This is a genomic window from Thermus composti (assembly GCF_014647535.1).
Taxonomy (GTDB): Bacteria; Deinococcota; Deinococci; order Deinococcales; family Thermaceae; genus Thermus; species Thermus composti.
On record NZ_BMPJ01000007.1, the window covers coordinates 62,677 to 77,941 of the forward strand.

19 protein-coding genes are annotated in these 15,265 nt (G+C 68.2%); 9 read left to right on the forward strand and 10 right to left on the reverse strand.

Translation table 11 applies throughout. The features are described from left to right. The first annotated feature begins 62 nt into the window (after positions 1 to 62). Genes IEX93_RS04000 through IEX93_RS04010 form a run of 3 tightly spaced genes read left to right on the forward strand, consistent with a single transcriptional unit; the run spans position 63 to position 3,341 of the window. Entirely contained in the window at positions 63 to 1,190 is a 1,128-nt protein-coding gene (locus tag IEX93_RS04000) for a class I SAM-dependent methyltransferase (RefSeq protein WP_188846732.1), read from the forward strand. Further along, positions 1,187 to 2,458, forward strand: coding sequence for an RNA polymerase sigma factor RpoD (gene rpoD, locus IEX93_RS04005; RefSeq protein ID WP_188846734.1), 1,272 nt, complete (start codon positions 1,187 to 1,189; stop codon positions 2,456 to 2,458). Before IEX93_RS04000 ends, rpoD begins: the two co-directional genes overlap by 4 nt. Positions 2,459 to 2,513: 55 nt before the next feature. Continuing rightward, positions 2,514 to 3,341 (forward strand): EamA family transporter, encoded by an 828-nt coding sequence (locus IEX93_RS04010; RefSeq protein ID WP_188846736.1) that lies wholly within the window; start codon positions 2,514 to 2,516, stop codon positions 3,339 to 3,341. On the opposite strand, the gene IEX93_RS04015 is transcribed toward IEX93_RS04010, so the two are convergent. Beyond that, positions 3,325 to 3,834 carry a 2'-5' RNA ligase family protein gene (locus IEX93_RS04015; RefSeq protein WP_188846738.1) on the reverse strand — a complete coding sequence of 170 codons (510 nt, stop codon included), beginning with the start codon at positions 3,832 to 3,834 and terminating at the stop codon, positions 3,325 to 3,327. The two genes, IEX93_RS04010 and IEX93_RS04015, sit on opposite strands and share 17 nt — an antisense overlap. A 72-nt stretch (positions 3,835 to 3,906) precedes the next feature. On the opposite strand from IEX93_RS04015, the gene IEX93_RS04020 reads away from it, so the two are divergent. The 3 genes from IEX93_RS04020 to IEX93_RS04030 are packed head-to-tail and all read left to right on the forward strand — an operon-like array spanning position 3,907 to position 5,859. Beyond that, positions 3,907 to 4,395, forward strand: a complete 489-nt coding sequence (locus tag IEX93_RS04020) for a DinB family protein (RefSeq protein ID WP_188846740.1) — start codon at positions 3,907 to 3,909, stop codon at positions 4,393 to 4,395. Positions 4,396 to 4,453: 58 nt separating this feature from the next. Continuing rightward, positions 4,454 to 4,849 carry a DUF3197 domain-containing protein gene (locus tag IEX93_RS04025; RefSeq protein WP_188846742.1) on the forward strand — a complete coding sequence of 132 codons (396 nt, stop codon included), beginning with the start codon at positions 4,454 to 4,456 and terminating at the stop codon, positions 4,847 to 4,849. Positions 4,850 to 4,908: 59 nt separating this feature from the next. Beyond that, positions 4,909 to 5,859 carry a zinc-dependent alcohol dehydrogenase family protein gene (locus IEX93_RS04030; RefSeq protein ID WP_188846744.1) on the forward strand — a complete coding sequence of 317 codons (951 nt, stop codon included), beginning with the start codon at positions 4,909 to 4,911 and terminating at the stop codon, positions 5,857 to 5,859. Here the strand turns inward: IEX93_RS04030 and IEX93_RS04035 are convergent. The 9 genes from IEX93_RS04035 to IEX93_RS04075 are packed head-to-tail and all read right to left on the reverse strand — an operon-like array spanning position 5,856 to position 13,137. Beyond that, positions 5,856 to 6,707, reverse strand: coding sequence for a hydroxymethylglutaryl-CoA lyase (locus IEX93_RS04035; RefSeq protein ID WP_188846746.1), 852 nt, complete (start codon positions 6,705 to 6,707; stop codon positions 5,856 to 5,858). The two genes, IEX93_RS04030 and IEX93_RS04035, sit on opposite strands and share 4 nt — an antisense overlap. 10 nt (positions 6,708 to 6,717) lie before the next feature. Next, positions 6,718 to 8,379, reverse strand: a complete 1,662-nt coding sequence (locus tag IEX93_RS04040; RefSeq protein WP_188846747.1) for an acyl-CoA carboxylase subunit beta — start codon at positions 8,377 to 8,379, stop codon at positions 6,718 to 6,720. 24 nt (positions 8,380 to 8,403) lie between these two features. After that, complete coding sequence (gene rnhA, locus IEX93_RS04045; protein WP_188846749.1) at positions 8,404 to 8,880, reverse strand: ribonuclease HI; 477 nt, start codon at positions 8,878 to 8,880, stop codon at positions 8,404 to 8,406. Further along, a complete protein-coding gene (locus tag IEX93_RS04050; protein WP_188846751.1) occupies positions 8,877 to 9,254 on the reverse strand; it encodes a VOC family protein in 378 nt (125 codons plus the stop codon). Before IEX93_RS04050 ends, rnhA begins: the two co-directional genes overlap by 4 nt. After that, positions 9,254 to 9,541, reverse strand: coding sequence for a glutamine synthetase/cystathionine beta-lyase binding protein (locus tag IEX93_RS04055; protein WP_188846753.1), 288 nt, complete (start codon positions 9,539 to 9,541; stop codon positions 9,254 to 9,256). The genes IEX93_RS04050 and IEX93_RS04055 overlap by 1 nt, the downstream gene beginning before the upstream one ends. Before the next feature lie 22 nt (positions 9,542 to 9,563). Beyond that, entirely contained in the window at positions 9,564 to 10,130 is a 567-nt protein-coding gene (locus IEX93_RS04060) for a Uma2 family endonuclease (protein ID WP_188846755.1), read from the reverse strand. After that, complete coding sequence (gene guaA, locus IEX93_RS04065; protein WP_188846757.1) at positions 10,130 to 11,641, reverse strand: glutamine-hydrolyzing GMP synthase; 1,512 nt, start codon at positions 11,639 to 11,641, stop codon at positions 10,130 to 10,132. The genes IEX93_RS04060 and guaA overlap by 1 nt, the downstream gene beginning before the upstream one ends. 12 nt (positions 11,642 to 11,653) lie before the next feature. Continuing rightward, positions 11,654 to 12,265, reverse strand: a complete 612-nt coding sequence (locus IEX93_RS04070) for a KaiC associated regulatory domain protein (protein ID WP_188846759.1) — start codon at positions 12,263 to 12,265, stop codon at positions 11,654 to 11,656. 44 nt (positions 12,266 to 12,309) lie between these two features. Continuing rightward, positions 12,310 to 13,137, reverse strand: a complete 828-nt coding sequence (locus tag IEX93_RS04075) for a KaiC domain-containing protein (RefSeq protein ID WP_188846760.1) — start codon at positions 13,135 to 13,137, stop codon at positions 12,310 to 12,312. A gap of 38 nt (positions 13,138 to 13,175) precedes the next feature. Here IEX93_RS04075 and IEX93_RS04080 point away from each other — a divergent pair, with 38 nt between their 5' ends. Genes IEX93_RS04080 through IEX93_RS04090 form a run of 3 tightly spaced genes read left to right on the forward strand, consistent with a single transcriptional unit; the run spans position 13,176 to position 15,241 of the window. Continuing rightward, a complete protein-coding gene (locus IEX93_RS04080; protein ID WP_188846762.1) occupies positions 13,176 to 13,643 on the forward strand; it encodes an S-ribosylhomocysteine lyase in 468 nt (155 codons plus the stop codon). Further along, on the forward strand, positions 13,640 to 14,302 hold the full coding sequence (gene mtnN, locus IEX93_RS04085; RefSeq protein WP_188846764.1) for a 5'-methylthioadenosine/S-adenosylhomocysteine nucleosidase: 663 nt from the start codon (positions 13,640 to 13,642) through the stop codon (positions 14,300 to 14,302). The genes IEX93_RS04080 and mtnN overlap by 4 nt, the downstream gene beginning before the upstream one ends. Before the next feature lie 15 nt (positions 14,303 to 14,317). Continuing rightward, complete coding sequence (locus IEX93_RS04090) at positions 14,318 to 15,241, forward strand: ribose-phosphate diphosphokinase (protein ID WP_188846766.1); 924 nt, start codon at positions 14,318 to 14,320, stop codon at positions 15,239 to 15,241. The last annotated feature ends 24 nt before the right edge of the window (positions 15,242 to 15,265 follow it).

Here is a 15,265-nt window from a genome sequence, read left to right on the forward strand (position 1 = left end):
GGCTTGAAAAGGCATACTATCACATTTGCCCTTCCTCCCCAAGCCCCGTATCCTGAAAGGACGTGAGCCTGACCCTCGAGGCCTACCACCGCCCCACCCCCCTGCCCCGCCCCGGCGGGGTCCTCTACGTGAAGCCGGGGGCCCGGGGCTACCGCGACCCCGTGTACGACCTCCTGCAGAAGACCGTTGAACCTTACGGGGAAAGGGCCCTGGACCTAAACCCCGGGGTGGGCTGGGGAAGCCTCCCCCTGGAGGGGCGAATGGAGGTGGAAAGGCTGGAGACCTCCATGGCCGCCTTCCTCTGCCTCAGGGCAAGCGGCCTCAGGGCCCGCCTCGCCCCGCCCTGGGAGGCGGCGGAAGGGGCCTACGACCTGGTGGTCCTGGCCCTGCCCGCAGGCCGGGGCACCGCCTACGTGGAGGCGAGCCTGGTGGCCGCCGCCCGGGGCCTGAGGACGGGGGGGCGGCTTTACCTGGCGGGGGACAAGAACAAGGGCTTTGAGCGCTACTTCAAGACCGCCCAAAGGATCCTGGGCTACGGGGAGGTGGTGCGGCGGGAAGGCCCCGTGCGGGTGGCCCTCCTGGAGAAGGAAAGGGAAGCCCCTCCCCTTTCTCCCCTCTGGCGGCGCTTCTCCGCCCGGATCCTGGGGGAGGCCTACGCCTTCTGGCACCTCCCTGGGGTCTTCTCGGCGGGCAAGGTGGACCCCGCCTCCCTCCTCCTCCTTAAGGCCCTAACCCGGGAGCTCGGCCCGGAAGGGGTGCGGGGAAAGCGGGTCTTGGACCTGGGGGCGGGCTACGGGGCCCTCACCCTGCCCTTGGCCCGGATGGGGGCCGAGGTCTTCGCCGTGGAAGACGACCTGGTCTCGGTGCGCTCCTTGGAAAGGTCCCTGGCGGAAAACGGCCTCCAGGCCCACGCCCTCCATTCCGACGTGGACCAGGCCTTGACAGGGGAAGCCCGGTTTGACATCATAGTAACGAACCCCCCCTTCCACGTGGGGGGTGCGGTCATCCTGGATGTGGCCCAGGCTTTCGTGATGGCGGCTGCGGCCCGGCTCAAGCCGGGCGGTGGGTTTTTTCTGGTGGCCAACCCCTTTCTGAAGTACGAACCCCTCCTGGAAGCCCATTTCGGCGGCTTCCAGACCCTCTTGGTAGAGGACTACAAGGTGCTCTTCGCCCGGAAGGAGGCAAGATGAAGAAGGCCAAGAAGAACAACAAGAAGGCGACCGAGGAGGCCCAGCTGGCTACCCTCGAGGCCCTCCCCGAGGAGGAGCTTCCCGAGGAGGACCTCCCCGAGCCCGACCCCGAGCTCTTGGAGGAGGGCCTGGAGGACCTGGACGAGTCCCTGGAAGGGGAGTTTGCCGAGGGGGAAGGGGATGAGTTCCTGGAAGAGGAGGAGCTCCCGATCCCCAAGCTCTCCACCTCGGACCCCGTGCGCCAGTACCTCCACGAGATCGGCCAGGTGCCCCTCCTCACCCTCGAGGAGGAGGTGGAGCTGGCCCGGAAGGTGGAGGAGGGCATGGAGGCCATCAAGAAGCTCTCCGAGGCCACGGGGCTGGACCAGGACCTCATCCGGGAGGTGGTGCGGGCCAAGATCCTGGGCACCGCCCGGGTGCAGAACATCCCCGGTCTAAAGGAAAAGCTGGACCCCAAGACCGTGGAGGAGATTGACCAGAAGCTCAAAAGCCTCCCCAAGGAGCTGAAGCGCTACCTCCACATCGCCCGGGAAGGGGAGGCGGCCCGGCAGCACCTCATTGAAGCCAACCTGAGGCTTGTGGTCTCCATCGCCAAGAAGTACACGGGGCGGGGCCTCTCCTTCCTGGACCTCATCCAGGAGGGCAACCAGGGCCTGATCCGGGCGGTGGAGAAGTTTGAGTACAAGCGCCGCTTCAAGTTCTCCACCTACGCCACCTGGTGGATCCGGCAGGCCATCAACCGGGCCATCGCCGACCAGGCCCGCACCATCCGCATCCCGGTCCACATGGTGGAGACCATCAACAAGCTCTCCCGCACCGCAAGGCAACTGCAGCAGGAGCTGGGCCGGGAGCCCACCTACGAGGAGATCGCCGAGGCCATGGGCCCGGGCTGGGACGCCAAGCGGGTGGAGGAGACCCTGAAGATCGCCCAAGAACCCGTCTCCCTGGAGACCCCCATCGGGGACGAGAAGGACAGCTTCTACGGGGACTTCATCCCCGACGAGCACCTCCCCTCCCCCGTGGACGCCGCCGCCCAAAGCCTCCTGGCGGAGGAGCTGGAAAAGGCCCTCTCCAAGCTCTCCGAGCGGGAGGCCATGGTCTTGAAGCTCCGCAAGGGGCTCATTGACGGGCGGGAGCACACCCTCGAGGAGGTGGGGGCCTACTTCGGCGTGACCCGGGAAAGGATCCGCCAGATTGAGAACAAGGCCCTGAGGAAGCTCAAGTACCACGAGTCCCGCACCCGGAAGCTCCGCGACTTCCTGGACTGAGCCTTTCTCGCCCCGGCCCGCACCCGACCCGGTGCGGGCGCTTTCTGGAACGCCATTGGACGCCCACATCCTCCTCACCCTAAGCTTCGCTCTCCTCTCCGCGCTTACCTGGGGGGCCGGGGACTTCGGGGGCGGGATGGCCTCCCGCCGGGCCCACCCCCAGGCGGTGGTCCTTTGGGTTTCCGGCATCGGCCTTTTCCTTTTCCTTCTCCTGGCTCTGGCCTATGGGGAAGCGCCCTCAGGGCGGGACCTCCCCTTCGCCCTTCTGGGCGGGGCCTCCGGGACCCTCGGCCTCCTCAGCCTCTACCGGGCCCTGGCCCAAGGGGAGATGGGCCTCGCCGCCCCGGTGGCCGGGGTGGTGGGGGCGGCGCTCCCCGTAGCCCTGGGGGCTTTCCTCGAGGGGTGGCCGGGCCTCTTCCCCGCCTTGGGCATGGGGCTGGGCCTGCTCGCGGTCTGGTTCGTCTCCCGGCCCGAAGGCCGGGCACGCCCGGGCAACCTGGGCCTCGCCCTCCTCGCCGGCCTCGGCTTCGGCGGGTTCTACGCCTTTATGGACCGGGTGGAGGGGCTCTTCTACCCCGCCGCCTGGGCCAAGCTCGCCGCCCTTCTCCTGGTCCTCCCCGCCGCCCTCAAGGCCAGGCCCTGGCCTGGGAGGCGCGAGGCCCCGTGGATCCTCCTCGCAAGCCTGGGGGACGCCGGGGGGAACCTCTTCTTCCTCCTCGCGGCCCAGGCCGGGCGGCTGGACGTGGCGGCGGTCCTCTCCTCCTTCTACCCCGTCTTCACGGTCCTTCTGGCCTGGCTTGTCCTGAAGGAGAGGCTCTCCCGGGGGCGGCTTATGGGGGTGGGCCTTAGCCTCCTGGCCATGGCCCTCATCGCTCTGGGCTAGGTCCCAAAGGGAAGCGGGCCACCTCCACCAGGCGGTCCCCGTCCTCGTCCTTCACCAAAGCCACCTCCCGCACCCAAAACGAGCCCCGGGGTGGAGGGGGAAGGCTTTGGACCAAGGCCTTGGCCGCCTCCTCGGAAAGCCCCAGGGCCAGGGTGAGGTGGGGGATGTAGCTCGGCCCCTCAATCTCCTTGAGGGGCGGGGCCAGGGGCTCCAGGGCATGGTAGAGCCTGCGGAAAGGGGTCCCCCCGTAGGCCCTGAGGTAGACCACCCCTTGGGGGAAGTACCGCCATCCCCCAAGCCGAAGCCGGAAGGGTTCATGCCCCCGGAGGATCCCCTCCAGGGCGATCTTCAGGGCCTCCTCCTCGTAGGGCCAGTCAAAGGGCTGGCGTAGGTTGAGGTGAGGGGGGCCGAAACCCTTCACCCCGTGCTGGGCCTGCAGGCCCTCCAAGAAGGCCTTGAGGTCTTCCGGAGGCCAGACCAAGACCCCGTACACGCCGCCAGTATACCGGGGCCGGGTCCGGGAGCCCGGAACGCCCCAAGAGGGCTTTTGGGTTAAACTGGACCCATGCCCGCACCCTTCTTAGAACCTCTAGAGCCCGGGGTCGCCCCGGCGGTCTCCGCCTGGATCAAGGGCCTTAAGGAGGTGGCCCTTCACCTGGAAAAGTGGGCCTTTGACCTTCCCGAGGAAGCCTTCTGGTGGCGGCCCAAGGAGGGGGCCAACCCCATCGGCGGCCTGGTGCGCCACATCACGGGAAGCTCCCTGCGCCTCGCCCACTACGCCCTAGGCCTGGAGCTACCCGCGTGGGCCCAAAGGGGCAGGGAGTGGGAGCTTTTAGGGGAACCCGAGCCCAAGGAAGAGGTGGTGGCCCGCTTCAAGGAGGCCTGGGAGAAGCTCCTTTCCGCCCTTAAGGCGGTGCGGGAAGAGGACCTGGGCCAGGCGGTCCCGGTGGGCCACCTGGGGACGGAGGCCCCCAGGGCCCACGTCCTCCACCACCTGGTGGAGCACGCCCAGCACCACGCCGGCCAGGTCATCTACGCCCGCAAGCTCCTCTGATCCGTGGGCCCCATAGGGGCGGGGCGCTTGCCCCTTGCTTTGGGCTTAAGATAAGGGCATGGAACGCGTGGGTCTGAGGAGCGCCCCCCGGGTCAGCCTGGAGGCCTTGAAGGAGGCCTTGAAGGGCCTCCGCCTCTCCGAGGCCAAGGTCTACCTGATCACCGACTGGCAGGGCAAAAGGGACCGGGCCCGCTACGCCCTCCTCCTCCACACGGACAAGAAGGACCTCCTGGTCCCCGACGCCTTCGGCCCCGCCTTCCCCGGGGGGGAGGAGGCGCTTTCCGAGCTGGTGAGGCTTCTCCTCGCTCAGGGGGCGAGGAAGTTCTACGAGGCGGTGGTCTCCCCCGGAGAGATGACGGCCCTTTTGGACCTGCCCCCGGAGGAGCTGGTGAGGCGGGTGGTGGCCATCGCCAACCCCACGGACCCCGGGATCTACCTTAGGCAGGCCGCTTAGGAAGTTTCTTCACAAAGGGAGGCGCAAGGCCTCCCTTAAGCTTTTTCGGGAGGTGATGTATGCGCGCGGTGGTGCTCAAGGGCTTTGGCGGGCTGGAGATGCTGGAGGAGCGCGACCTTCCCGTGCCCGAGCCCGGGCCCGGGGAGGTTCTGGTGAAGAACCTGGCCATCGCCGTGAACCCCGTGGACGCTAAGATCCGGGCGGCGGGGCGCTGGGCGGGGGTGGAACCCCCCTTTGTCCTGGGGTACGACGCCGCCGGCGTCGTGGCCAAGGTGGGCCCCGGGGTGAAGGACCTCAAGGAAGGGGACGAGGTCTACTACACCCCCGAGATCTTCGGGAACCCCCACGGCACCTACGCCGAGTACACCCCTGTGCCCGCGGAAATCGTGGCCAGGAAGCCCAAGAACCTCTCCTTCGCCGAGGCCGCCGCCATTCCCTTGGCGGGGGGCACCGCCTGGGAAGCGGTGGTGCGCCGCCTGGCGGTGCGCCCCGGGGAGGCGGTTTTGGTGATGGGCGGGGCGGGGGGCGTGGGCTCCTTCGCCGTCCAGTTTGCCAAGGCGGCGGGGGCCTACGTGATCGCCACGGCGAGCGCGGAGAACCTCCCCGTGCTCAAAGAGCTGGGGGTGGACCTGGCCCTGGACTACCGGGGCCCCTGGCAGGAGGAGGTCCTCAAGGCCACGGAGGGCCAGGGGGTGGACGCCGCCTTTGAGACCGCCGGGGAGGGCCTGGTGGAACGGGTCATCCCGGTGGTGCGTCCCTTCGGCCGCATCGCCACCATCCTGCCCCCTCAGGGGAACCTGGCCGGGCTTTACACCAAGAACCAGACCCTCTACGGCGTCTTCCTCACGCGGGAGAGGAAGCGCCTTCTGGAGATGCGCCCCCTCTTTGAACGGGGCCAGGCGAGGCCCCTCATCGCCGAGGTCCTCCCCTTCAGCCTGGAAAACCTGAGGAAGGCCCACGCCCGCATGGACTCGGGCCACGGGCGGGGGAAGATCGTCCTCACCTTCTAGGCGTAGAGGGCCTTGAGGCGGGCCGCCTCCTCGGCGAGAAGGGGGAGGCGGCTTAGGTCTATGCCGGTGCGGAGCCCTTTGGCCTCCAGGTGGGGCAGGACCACCTCCGTGGGCAGGTTGCCCACCAGCTCGTCCCCGGCGAAGGGGCACCCCCCCACCCCGGCCAGGGCCCCTTCCAGCCAGGAGACCCCGGCCTCCAAGACCGCCTCCGCTTTTGCCAAGGCCCCTTCCGGGCGGGCGTGAAGGTGGGCTCCGATCCCCTCGGGGCCGAAGCGGTCCACGGCGGCCTTCAAGACCTCATGGATCCGCTTGGGGTCCGCCACCCCGTAGGTGTCGGCGAGGGCGATCTCCCGCACGCCCATTTCCCGGAGGCGGGCGATGGCCTCCAAAACCCCCTCCACGCTCCAGGGGTCCCCGTAGGGGTTGCCGAAGGCCATGGAGAGGTAGACCACGAGGCCAAGCCGCCCCCGGGTCCTTTCCACCATCTCCCGGACCAAGGGCCAGGAGTCCTCTATGGACCGGTGGGTGTTCCTCCGCTGGAAGGTCTCGGAGAGGGAGAAGGGGTAGCCCACGTGGGTGAGGTTCTCCGCCGCCAGGGCCCTTTCCAGGCCCTTTTCGTTGGCCACGATGGCCAGGTAGGTCCTGCCCTCGGGGGGCGGAAGGGCCCTTAGCACCTCCTCGGCGTCTTGCATCTGGGGCACCCACTTGGGGGAGACGAAGCTGGTGAGGTCCAGGTGGGCGAAGCCCACTTCCAAAAGCCTTTTCAGGAAGGCCACCTTCTCTTCGGTGGGGATGAAGCGGAAAAACCCCTGCCAGGCGTCCCTAGGGCACTCCACCCACTTGACCATGCCGCCTCCTTCACACCTGGAAGACCCCGACCCGGAAAGGCTCCCGCTCCGGGTTCAGGGCGCAGGCCTCGAGGGCCTTGATGAGCCACTTCCGGGTCTCGTGGGGGAAGATCACCCCGTCCACCCAGAGCCTGGCGGCGGCGTAGCGGGGGTCTAGGGTCTCCTCGTAGCGCCCCTTGATGCGCTCGTAAAGCTCCTTGAGCTCCTCGTCCGAGGGCTCCTTCCCCTCCCGCCTGAGCTTCTCCACCTCAAGCTCCAAAAGGGTCTTCGCCGCCTGGGCCCCGCCCATGACGGCGTACTTGGCGCTGGGCCAGGCGAAGATGAAGCGGGGAGCGTAGGCCTTGCCCGCCAGGGCGTAGTTCCCCGCCCCGAAGGACCCCCCGAGGATCAGGGTGATCTTGGGGACCACCGAGTTGCTCACGGCGTTCACCAGCTTGGCCCCCCGCCTTATGATCCCCGCCTGCTCCGACTCCTTCCCCACCATGAAGCCCGTCACGTCCTGGAGGAAGAGGAGGGGGATATTCATCTGGTTCACCTCGAGGATGAACCGGGCCGCCTTGTCCGCCGCCTCCGCGTAGATGACCCCGCCCACCTCAATCCGCCCCCGCTTCTTGAGGACGAGGCGCTGGTTGCCCACGATCCCCACCGGGAAGCCGCCAATCCGGGCGAAGCCGGTGATCAGGGTCTCCCCGTACCCCCCCTTGTACTCCAGAAACTCCGAGCCGTCCACCAGGCGGGCGATCACCTCCCTGAGGTCGTAGGGGCGGGAGCCGTCGGGGGAGACCAGGCCGTAAAGGTCCTCAATGGGGTAGAGGGGTTCTTTGGGCTCCTTGCGCCCTTCCGCCCAAGGGGCGAGGCGGGGGGGCGGGTAGAGGGCGGCAAGCTGCCGGATGCGCTCCAAGGCCGCCTCGTCCGTGGGCTCGTAGAAGTCCACGGTCCCCGAAACCTCGTGGTGCATCCTGGCCCCCCCGAGCTCCTCCGAGGAGACCTCCTGGCCGATGGCCGCCTTCACCAGGGCGGGGCCCGCCAGGTAAAGGCCGCTTCCCTCCGTCATGATAAGGGCATCGGTCATCACGGGAAGGTAGGCCCCCCCGGCCACGCAGTTCCCCATGATGGCGGAGATCTGGGGGATGCCCAGGGCGGACATGCGGGCGTTTAGGTAGAAGATGCGGCCAAAATCGTCCTGATCCGGGAAGACCTCGTCCTGGAGGGGCAGGAAGACCCCGGCGGAGTCCACCAGGTAGACCGTGGGGATGCGGTTTTCCAGGGCGATGGTCTGGGCCCGGATCACCTTCTTGGCGGTGATGGGGAAGAAGGCCCCCGCCTTCACCGTGGCGTCGTTGGCGATGATCATCCAGTCCCGCCCCTGGATGCGGCCGATCCCCGCGATGACCCCCCCCGCCGGGGCCCCGCCCCACTCCTCGTACATGCCAAAGCCGGCGAAGGCCATAAGCTCGTAGAACTCCGTGCCGGGGTCTATGAGGCGCTGGATGCGCTCCCGGGCGGTGAGGCGGCCCTTTTTGTGCTGCCGCTCTATGGCCCTTGGGCCCCCTCCCTGGCGCACCTTCTCCAGGCTTTCCCTGAAGTCCCGCACCAGGGCCACCCAGGCGTCCTTGTTGGCCTTGAAGGTGGGGCTTTCCCGGTCCTCCGGGCGCAGGGCGGTTTCCAGCATGGCCTAAGTATAACGCTTTTTCGCCTAAGGGGGAAAAAGCGTGCCCTCTTGGGGGCAAGGAACGCCCCTTTGGGCCTCCGCCTGGCGACGGGCCTCCCGGTCCACCCTTTCGTTCTCCGGGTGGCCAGCGTGCCCCTTCACAAAGTGGAACCGGACCCGGTGGGGGGCCATGGCCTTTAGGAGCTCGCGCCAGAGGTCCTGGTTCTTGACAGGCTGGCCTTCCGAGGTCCGCCAGCCCCTTTTCTGCCAGCTTTCCAGCCAGCCCTCGGTGAAGGCTTTTTGGAGGTACTGGCTGTCGGTGTAAAGGTCCACCTCGGAAGGCGCCTTGAGGGCTTTCAGGCCCTCGAGGGCCGCCTTGAGCTCCATGCGGTTGTTGGTGGTGCAGGGCTCGCCCCCGGAGAGCATTCGCTCGTGATGCCCGTAGCGCAGAAGGGCCGCCCAGCCCCCGGGGCCGGGGTTGCCCAGGCAGGCGCCGTCGGTGTAGATCTGGACCCGCCTCATAGCCCCCAGATCTCCGCCGGGGCCAGCTCCACCAGGTTGCCCTCGGGGTCGCGGGTGTAGAGGCTTTTCCCCTTGGGCCACTCCGCCCACCAGACGGGATAGCCCGCCGCCTTAAGCCGCGCCTCCCAGAGGGGAAGCTCCTCCTCCCTCACCCGGAAGGCCACGTGGACGCTTCCCTTGGCCCCGTGAGGGGGGAGGGCGGGATCCTTCTCGGTGAGCTCGGGGTTGAAGACCAGAAAAACCCCCCGCCCGGCCCGGAAGAAGGCGTGGCGGGGGGGCTTGTACTGGAAGCAGGGAAGGCCCAGGACCCCCTCGTAGAAGGCCCGGGCCTTCTCCAGGTCCTTGGCGTAGACCGAGGTTTCCAGGACCTCCACTACTTGAGCCGGGCGATGAGGTCGGCCACGGGGATGGCCTCGAGGGTCACCGTCTTCACGCTCCCCCGGGAGGCCAGGTGGAGCATGGCCCGGGCCACCGTGGCGGCGTCCTCCGCCTCCACGATGTTCACGAAATCGTAGGGCCCGAGGACGGCGTACTGGGCCACCACCCTCACCCCGAAGTCCCGCTCCAGCTCCTGGTTCACCTCCTTGATGCGCTCGGGGTTTTTCACCAGGGTCTCGGCCCCGTCGTCGGTCAGGGTGCTCAAGACGATAAAGGTGGGCATCCTCCCTCCTTTCCCCCTAAGTCTACCCCGGGCGGGCCTCCAGCTCCACCCCGGCGTAGACCGCCTCCAAGGGGAGGGCGTCTTCCAGGCAGGGCAAGGGCACCGCCCCCTCGGCGAAGGCCTCGTAGAGGACCTCCCCGGCCTCCTTCCGGTAAAGCTCGGCCCGGCGGGCGGTGGCGTCCACCAGGAGGTAGCCCTTCAGGGAAGGAAGGGCCAGGTAGCGCCCAAGCTTTTCCCGGCGGTCTATGCCCTCGGTGGAGGGGGAAAGGACCTCCACCACAAAGCAAGGGGCCTCCTCGTAAAAGGGGTTTTCCGGGGGAGGGGCACAAACCACCATGAGGTCGGGGTAGTAGAAGGTGGCCTCCCCCACCCTAAGCTTCATATCCGCCACGTAGAGGCGGCAACCCTTTCGCCGGGCCAGGGGGTAAAGCAGGTAGTGGAGGTTCCCCACCAAGAGGTTGTGGGCCCGGCTCGCCCCGGCCATGGCGTACGGGACCCCCTCCACGAGCTCCCGCTTTATGGGGGAGCGGGCCTCCTCCTCCAGGTAGGCCTCGGGGGAAAGCCGCCTAAGCCGGGCTGGTTCGCCCATCACTCCCATTCTATGGTGGCCGGGGGCTTAGAGGTGATGTCGTAGACCACCCGGCCCACCTCCGGCACCCTGCGGGTGATCCGCCGGGCCACCTCGTCCAGAAACTCCAGGGGAAGCCTTGCCCAGTCCGCGGTCATGAAGTCCTCGGTGGTCACGGCCCTTAGGGCGAGGACGTAGCCGTACTTCCGCTCATCCCCCGCAACCCCCACGCTCCTCACGGGGGTGAGGACCGCCAGGGCCTGGGCCACCTTCTCGTAAAGCCCCCACTCCTTAAGGAGGCTTACGAAGATGTCGTCCGCCCGCCTTAAGACCTCGAGGCGCTCCTCCGTCACCTCTCCCAGGATGCGCACGGCGAGGCCAGGGCCCGGGAAGGGGTGGCGGAGGCGCAAGGGGTCGGGAAGCCCCAGGAGAAGGGCGAGCTCCCGCACCTCGTCCTTGAAGAGGAGGCGGAAGGGCTCCAAAAGCTCAAAGGAGAGGTCCTCGGGAAGCCCCCCCACGTTGTGGTGGCTCTTGATCTTGGCCGCCCCCTTCTCCCCGGCGGACTCAATCACGTCGGGGTAAAGGGTCCCTTGGGCCAGGAAGCGGAAAGGCCCCTCCTCTCGGGCCACCTGGGAGAAGACCTCCACGAAGGCCCGCCCGATGACCTTGCGCTTCTCCTCGGGGTCCTCCACCCCTTTTAAGGCCTTCAGGAAGCGCTCCTTGGCGTCCACCACCCGGAGGTTCACCCCAAGGGCCTTTAGGGCTCCTTCCACCTCCTCCCTTTCCCCCAGGCGCAAAAGCCCGTGGTCCACGAAGACCGCCAGGTGGTCCACCCCCGCCCGGGCCAAAAGGAGGGCCAGGGTGGAGGAGTCCACCCCCCCGGAGACGGCGAGGAGCACCCGGTCCTTCCCCACCCGGTCCCGCACCTCCTTTAGGAGGCTTTCCAGGATGTGCTCCGGGGTCCAGTCCCGGGGGACATGGGCGATCTCCAGGAAGTTTTCCAGGATCTGCATCCCCTTGGGGGTGTGGGCCACCTCGGGGTGGAACTGGACCCCGAAGGCCTTGCCGTCTTCGGCCTCCATGGCCGCCACGGGGTTTTCCTCGGTGGAAGCCGAGACCCGCCAGCCCGGGGGAAGCTCGGTGACGGCGTCGGCGTGGCTCATCCAGACCTGGACCTCCCCCTCGATGCCCCGGAAAAGGGGGCCCTGGTAGCGGGTGAGGAGGGCCTTGCCGTACTCCGCCCGGCCTGCCCGCTCCACCCTCCCCCCAAGCTCCTGGGCCAGAAGCTGCATCCCATAGCAGATGCCTAGGACGGGAAGGCCCAGGGCGAAAACCCTGGGGTCGGGGCGGGGGGCATTGGGCTCAAAGACGCTTCTTGGCCCCCCGGAGAGGATCAGGGCCTTGGGGTTGTGCCTTAGGACCTCTTCCAAGGGGGCGTCGCCGGGGAGGATGAGGGAGAAGGCCCTTAGCTCCCGAAGCCTTCTTGCGATGAGCCGCGTGTACTGGGAACCGAAATCCAGGACCAGAACCACGCCAAGAGTCTACTACGCCTCCAGGTGAAGCCTGAGCTGGTGCAGGAGGTCGGCGGGGCTGCGCACCGGGTACTCCAGGCGCTCCAGGAGGGCCTCGGCGGGCTGGTCCAAAAGGCGCAGGCCCTTGAGCCTGGCCAGGAGGGCCTCCTTGTCCGCGGGGAAGTCTAAGCCCTTCACCGCCTTGAGGACCAGGACGGCCCAGGGGATGCCCATCATCTCCACGAAGCGCTCCAGGAAGTAGCCCAGGACCCGGGGTTCCTCCTGCCCCTGGCGGATGGCCCGGTAGGCCGCCTTGGCGAGCCCCCCGGCCACGTGCGTCCTGAGCTTTTCCCCTTCCCCAAGTTCCTGGATTCGCTTCAGGGCCGCCTCGGGGTCGGCCCGGAGGATCTGGCGCACGGCGGCGCTGGAGAGGCCGAGCTCCTTGGCGATGGCCTCCTCCCCCTTCATCCCCTCCTGGGCGAGGACCACAGCGTAGGCGGCGGTCATGAGGCTCCCCGCCCAGGTGAGGCGCTTCTTCTCCGCCAGGGCCTTGGGCCCGCCCACCAGGTCAATCACCTTGAGGAAGACGCGGAGAACGGTGGCCTCGAGGTCCCGCTCCTCCAAGGGCCTAGGAGTTAGCACCATACGCTCACCTCCTCTAGATCTAGCTTAGCATGAAATTTGCCTGGTTAATGCTCGCCCAAGGGCGGGCCCACCTCCAAAAGCCCCTCCGGGCGGATGTAGAGGAGGTGGGTGCGGGTGTCGTGCCCGGAGAGGCGGCAGCCGTCTATGCGGAGGAGGCGGACCACCTCTCCCAGGCCCACCCGGTAGAGCTTGGCCAGGGCGGGGCTCATCACCAGAACCTTGGCGAGGACCAAGGTGGCGTCCAGGATGTGGCTCACCGCGTAGCCCCCCGCCGCCTCGGCGGAAAGCTCCTCGTGGCCGGAGCGCTTCTGGCTCACCATGAGGGCGGTGAGGCCAAAGCGCTTGCTGAAGGCGTAAACCTGGCGCACCACCTGGCGGGCGGCGATCTCCTTGGCCTCGTAGAGGCCGGTGAGGGAGTCCACCACCAGGTGCCGGGCCCCGCTTTGGAGGCCCTCCTCGAGGGTGGCGAAGAGGGTGGGGAGGTCCTCCCGAAGCACGGCGTGGGTGGCGGCGTCCGCGATGAGGATCCGCTCCAGCACCTTCTCCTTAAGGCCCATGGCCCGGGCCCGAAGCTTCAGCCCCTGGACCAGGAGGGGGGCCGGGGCCTCGGTGGTGACGAAGAGCACCCCCTCGCCCCGCTCCGCCTGCTTCAGGGCGAACTGCTCGGCGAGGAGGCTTTTCCCTGTGTCCGAGACCCCGGTCACGTGGACCGCCGCCCCCCGGGGGAAGCCCCCCAGGGGCTTGGGCTTCAGGGTCTTGGGGTCCAGGGTGAAGAAGAGCTCGTCCAGGCCCTTCACCCCCGTGGGCACCCCTTCCAGGGGCGGGGCCTTAGCGGAAAGCTCCAGGGCGCTTTGCAGCCTTGGCCGGTCCATACTCCCATTCTGCCCCGGGGCTTTGGTGTAATGGGGGCATGGCCGAGGTGGAAAGCTTCAGCCTGGACCACACCAAGGTAAAGGCCCCCTACGTGCGCCTGGCGGGGAGGAAGGCCCTCGCGGGGGGCGTGGTGGAAAAGTACGATCTGAGGCTCGCCCAGCCCAACCGGGAAGCCCTGCCCACGGGGGCCTTGCACACCTTGGAACACCTCCTCGCGGGCTACTTGCGGGACCACCTCCCGGGGGTCATTGACCTCTCCCCCATGGGCTGCCGCACGGGGTTTTACCTGGTGGTGGAAGGCCCTTTGGATGAGGAAAGGGTCCTGGTGGCCTGGGAAAGGGCCTTGCGGGACGTCCTCACCCACCAGGGCCCCATCCCCGGGGCAAGCCCTAAGGAGTGCGGCAACTACCGGGACCACGACCTCCCTGGGGCCAAGGCCTGGGCGGAGAAGGTGCTAAAGGCGGGGCTTCGGGTCCAGCCCACCATCCCCCTGGAGGCGAGGTGATCGCCTTCTTCGCCGCCGAGCCCGAGGAGGCGGAGGCCCTAAGGGAAGCCCTGGCCGCCCGGGAGGCTTTAGAAGCCCCCTTTCCCCTCCACCGGGGGGAAGGGCTCCTGGTGGCGGAAACGGGCGTGGGCAAGGTGGCGGCGGCCATGGCCGTGGCCCACGTCCTCACCCGCTTCCGCCCCTCGGAAAGCTTCTTTTTGGGGGTGGCGGGGGCCTTGGACCCCTCTTTGCGGGCTTTGGACCTCCTTTTGGCCGAGCGGGCGGTGCAGTGGGACGTGGACCTCACCCCCTTCGGCCGCGCCCCGGGGGAGACCGCCTTGGGGGTGCGCTTCTTCCCTTCCGACCCGGGCCTCCTAAAGCGGGCGGAAAGGGCGGCCAGGGCCCTGGGCCTTCCGGCGCGGCGGGGGGTGGTGGCCACGGGGGACCGCTTCCTGGCGGAGCGGAAGGAGGCGGAAAGGCTTCGCGCCCTCCACGGGGCGGACGCGGTGGAGATGGAGGGGGCCGCCGCCCTCATGGTGGCCTACCGCTTCCGCCACCCCATGGCCCTGGTGCGGGCCGTGACCGACGGGGCGGGGGAAGGGGCCACGGGGGACTTCCAGGCCTTCCTAAAGGCGGCCTCGAGGCGGCTCGGCCTCCTGGCCCGGGCCTTGGTAGAGTAAAGGAGGAGGCCGCCCATGGCCATCCGGCTCTTCACGGGGAGCGCCCACCCCCTTCTGGCCCAAAGGATCGCCGAGGCCTTAGGGGTTCCCTTGGGCCAGGCCCTGGTGGACCGGTTTCCCGACGGGGAGATCCGGGTTAGGCTCCTAGAAAGCGTCCGCGGGGAGGACGTCTACCTCATCCAGCCCACCTGCCCCCCGGTGAACGACCACCTGATGGAGCTCCTCCTCCTGGCGGACGCCGCCAGGAGGAGCTCCGCCGGGCGCATCAACGCCGTCATCCCCTACTTCGGCTACGCCCGCCAGGACAAGCAGACCGAGGGCCGCGAGCCCATCAGCGCCAAGCTGGTGGCGGGGCTTTTGGAAAAAGTGGGGGTGGAGCGGGTCATCGCCATTGACCTCCACGCCCCCCAGATCCAGGGCTTCTTTGACATCCCCGTGGACCACCTTTCCGCCGTGGGCCTCTTCGCCCGCTACCTCCGGGAAAAAGGCTACGCGGAAAACGCCGTGGTGGTCTCCCCGGACGCCGGCCGGGCCGAGGAGGCCCGGAGGCTTTCCGAACGCCTGGGGCTTCCCTTCGCCATGCTGGCCAAGCGCCGCCACGGCCCCAAGGAGACCTCCGTCACCTACGTGATCGGGGAGGTGGAGGGAAAAAGACCCCTCCTCATAGACGACATCGTCTCCACCGGGGGGACGATCCGGCGGGGGGTGGAGGCCCTCCTAAAGGCGGGGGCCTTGCCCGAAGCGGTGGTCCTGGCCACCCACCCCGTCCTGGTGGGGGAGGCCCGGGCTAACCTGGCCCACCCCGCCATCCGGGAGGTGGTCTTCACCGACACCATCCCCCTAGAGGACAGGGGCTACACGGTGCTTTCCACCGCGGAGCTTCTCGCCCAGGCCATCCGCCGGGTGCACACCAACCAGTCGGTAAGCGCCCTTATCTAGGGAAAAGGGGTTGTGGTATCCTCT

Excerpts from the sequence above, each read along its gene's own strand:
- IEX93_RS04055 (WP_188846753.1), bottom strand. The coding sequence starts at position 9,541 with ATGCCCACCTTTATCGTCTTGAGCACCCTGACCGACGACGGGGCCGAG.
- rpoD (WP_188846734.1), top strand. The coding sequence starts at position 1,187 with ATGAAGAAGGCCAAGAAGAACAACAAGAAGGCGACCGAGGAGGCCCAG.
- IEX93_RS04025 (WP_188846742.1), top strand. The coding sequence starts at position 4,454 with ATGGAACGCGTGGGTCTGAGGAGCGCCCCCCGGGTCAGCCTGGAGGCC.
- IEX93_RS04070 (WP_188846759.1), bottom strand. The coding sequence starts at position 12,265 with ATGGTGCTAACTCCTAGGCCCTTGGAGGAGCGGGACCTCGAGGCCACC.
- IEX93_RS04040 (WP_188846747.1), bottom strand. The coding sequence starts at position 8,379 with ATGCTGGAAACCGCCCTGCGCCCGGAGGACCGGGAAAGCCCCACCTTC.
- IEX93_RS04035 (WP_188846746.1), bottom strand. The coding sequence starts at position 6,707 with ATGGTCAAGTGGGTGGAGTGCCCTAGGGACGCCTGGCAGGGGTTTTTC.
- IEX93_RS04080 (WP_188846762.1), top strand. The coding sequence starts at position 13,176 with ATGGCCGAGGTGGAAAGCTTCAGCCTGGACCACACCAAGGTAAAGGCC.
- IEX93_RS04030 (WP_188846744.1), top strand. The coding sequence starts at position 4,909 with ATGCGCGCGGTGGTGCTCAAGGGCTTTGGCGGGCTGGAGATGCTGGAG.
- IEX93_RS04075 (WP_188846760.1), bottom strand. The coding sequence starts at position 13,137 with ATGGACCGGCCAAGGCTGCAAAGCGCCCTGGAGCTTTCCGCTAAGGCC.
- IEX93_RS04020 (WP_188846740.1), top strand. The coding sequence starts at position 3,907 with ATGCCCGCACCCTTCTTAGAACCTCTAGAGCCCGGGGTCGCCCCGGCG.
- IEX93_RS04060 (WP_188846755.1), bottom strand. The coding sequence starts at position 10,130 with ATGGGCGAACCAGCCCGGCTTAGGCGGCTTTCCCCCGAGGCCTACCTG.
- IEX93_RS04090 (WP_188846766.1), top strand. The coding sequence starts at position 14,318 with ATGGCCATCCGGCTCTTCACGGGGAGCGCCCACCCCCTTCTGGCCCAA.
- rnhA (WP_188846749.1), bottom strand. The coding sequence starts at position 8,880 with ATGAGGCGGGTCCAGATCTACACCGACGGCGCCTGCCTGGGCAACCCC.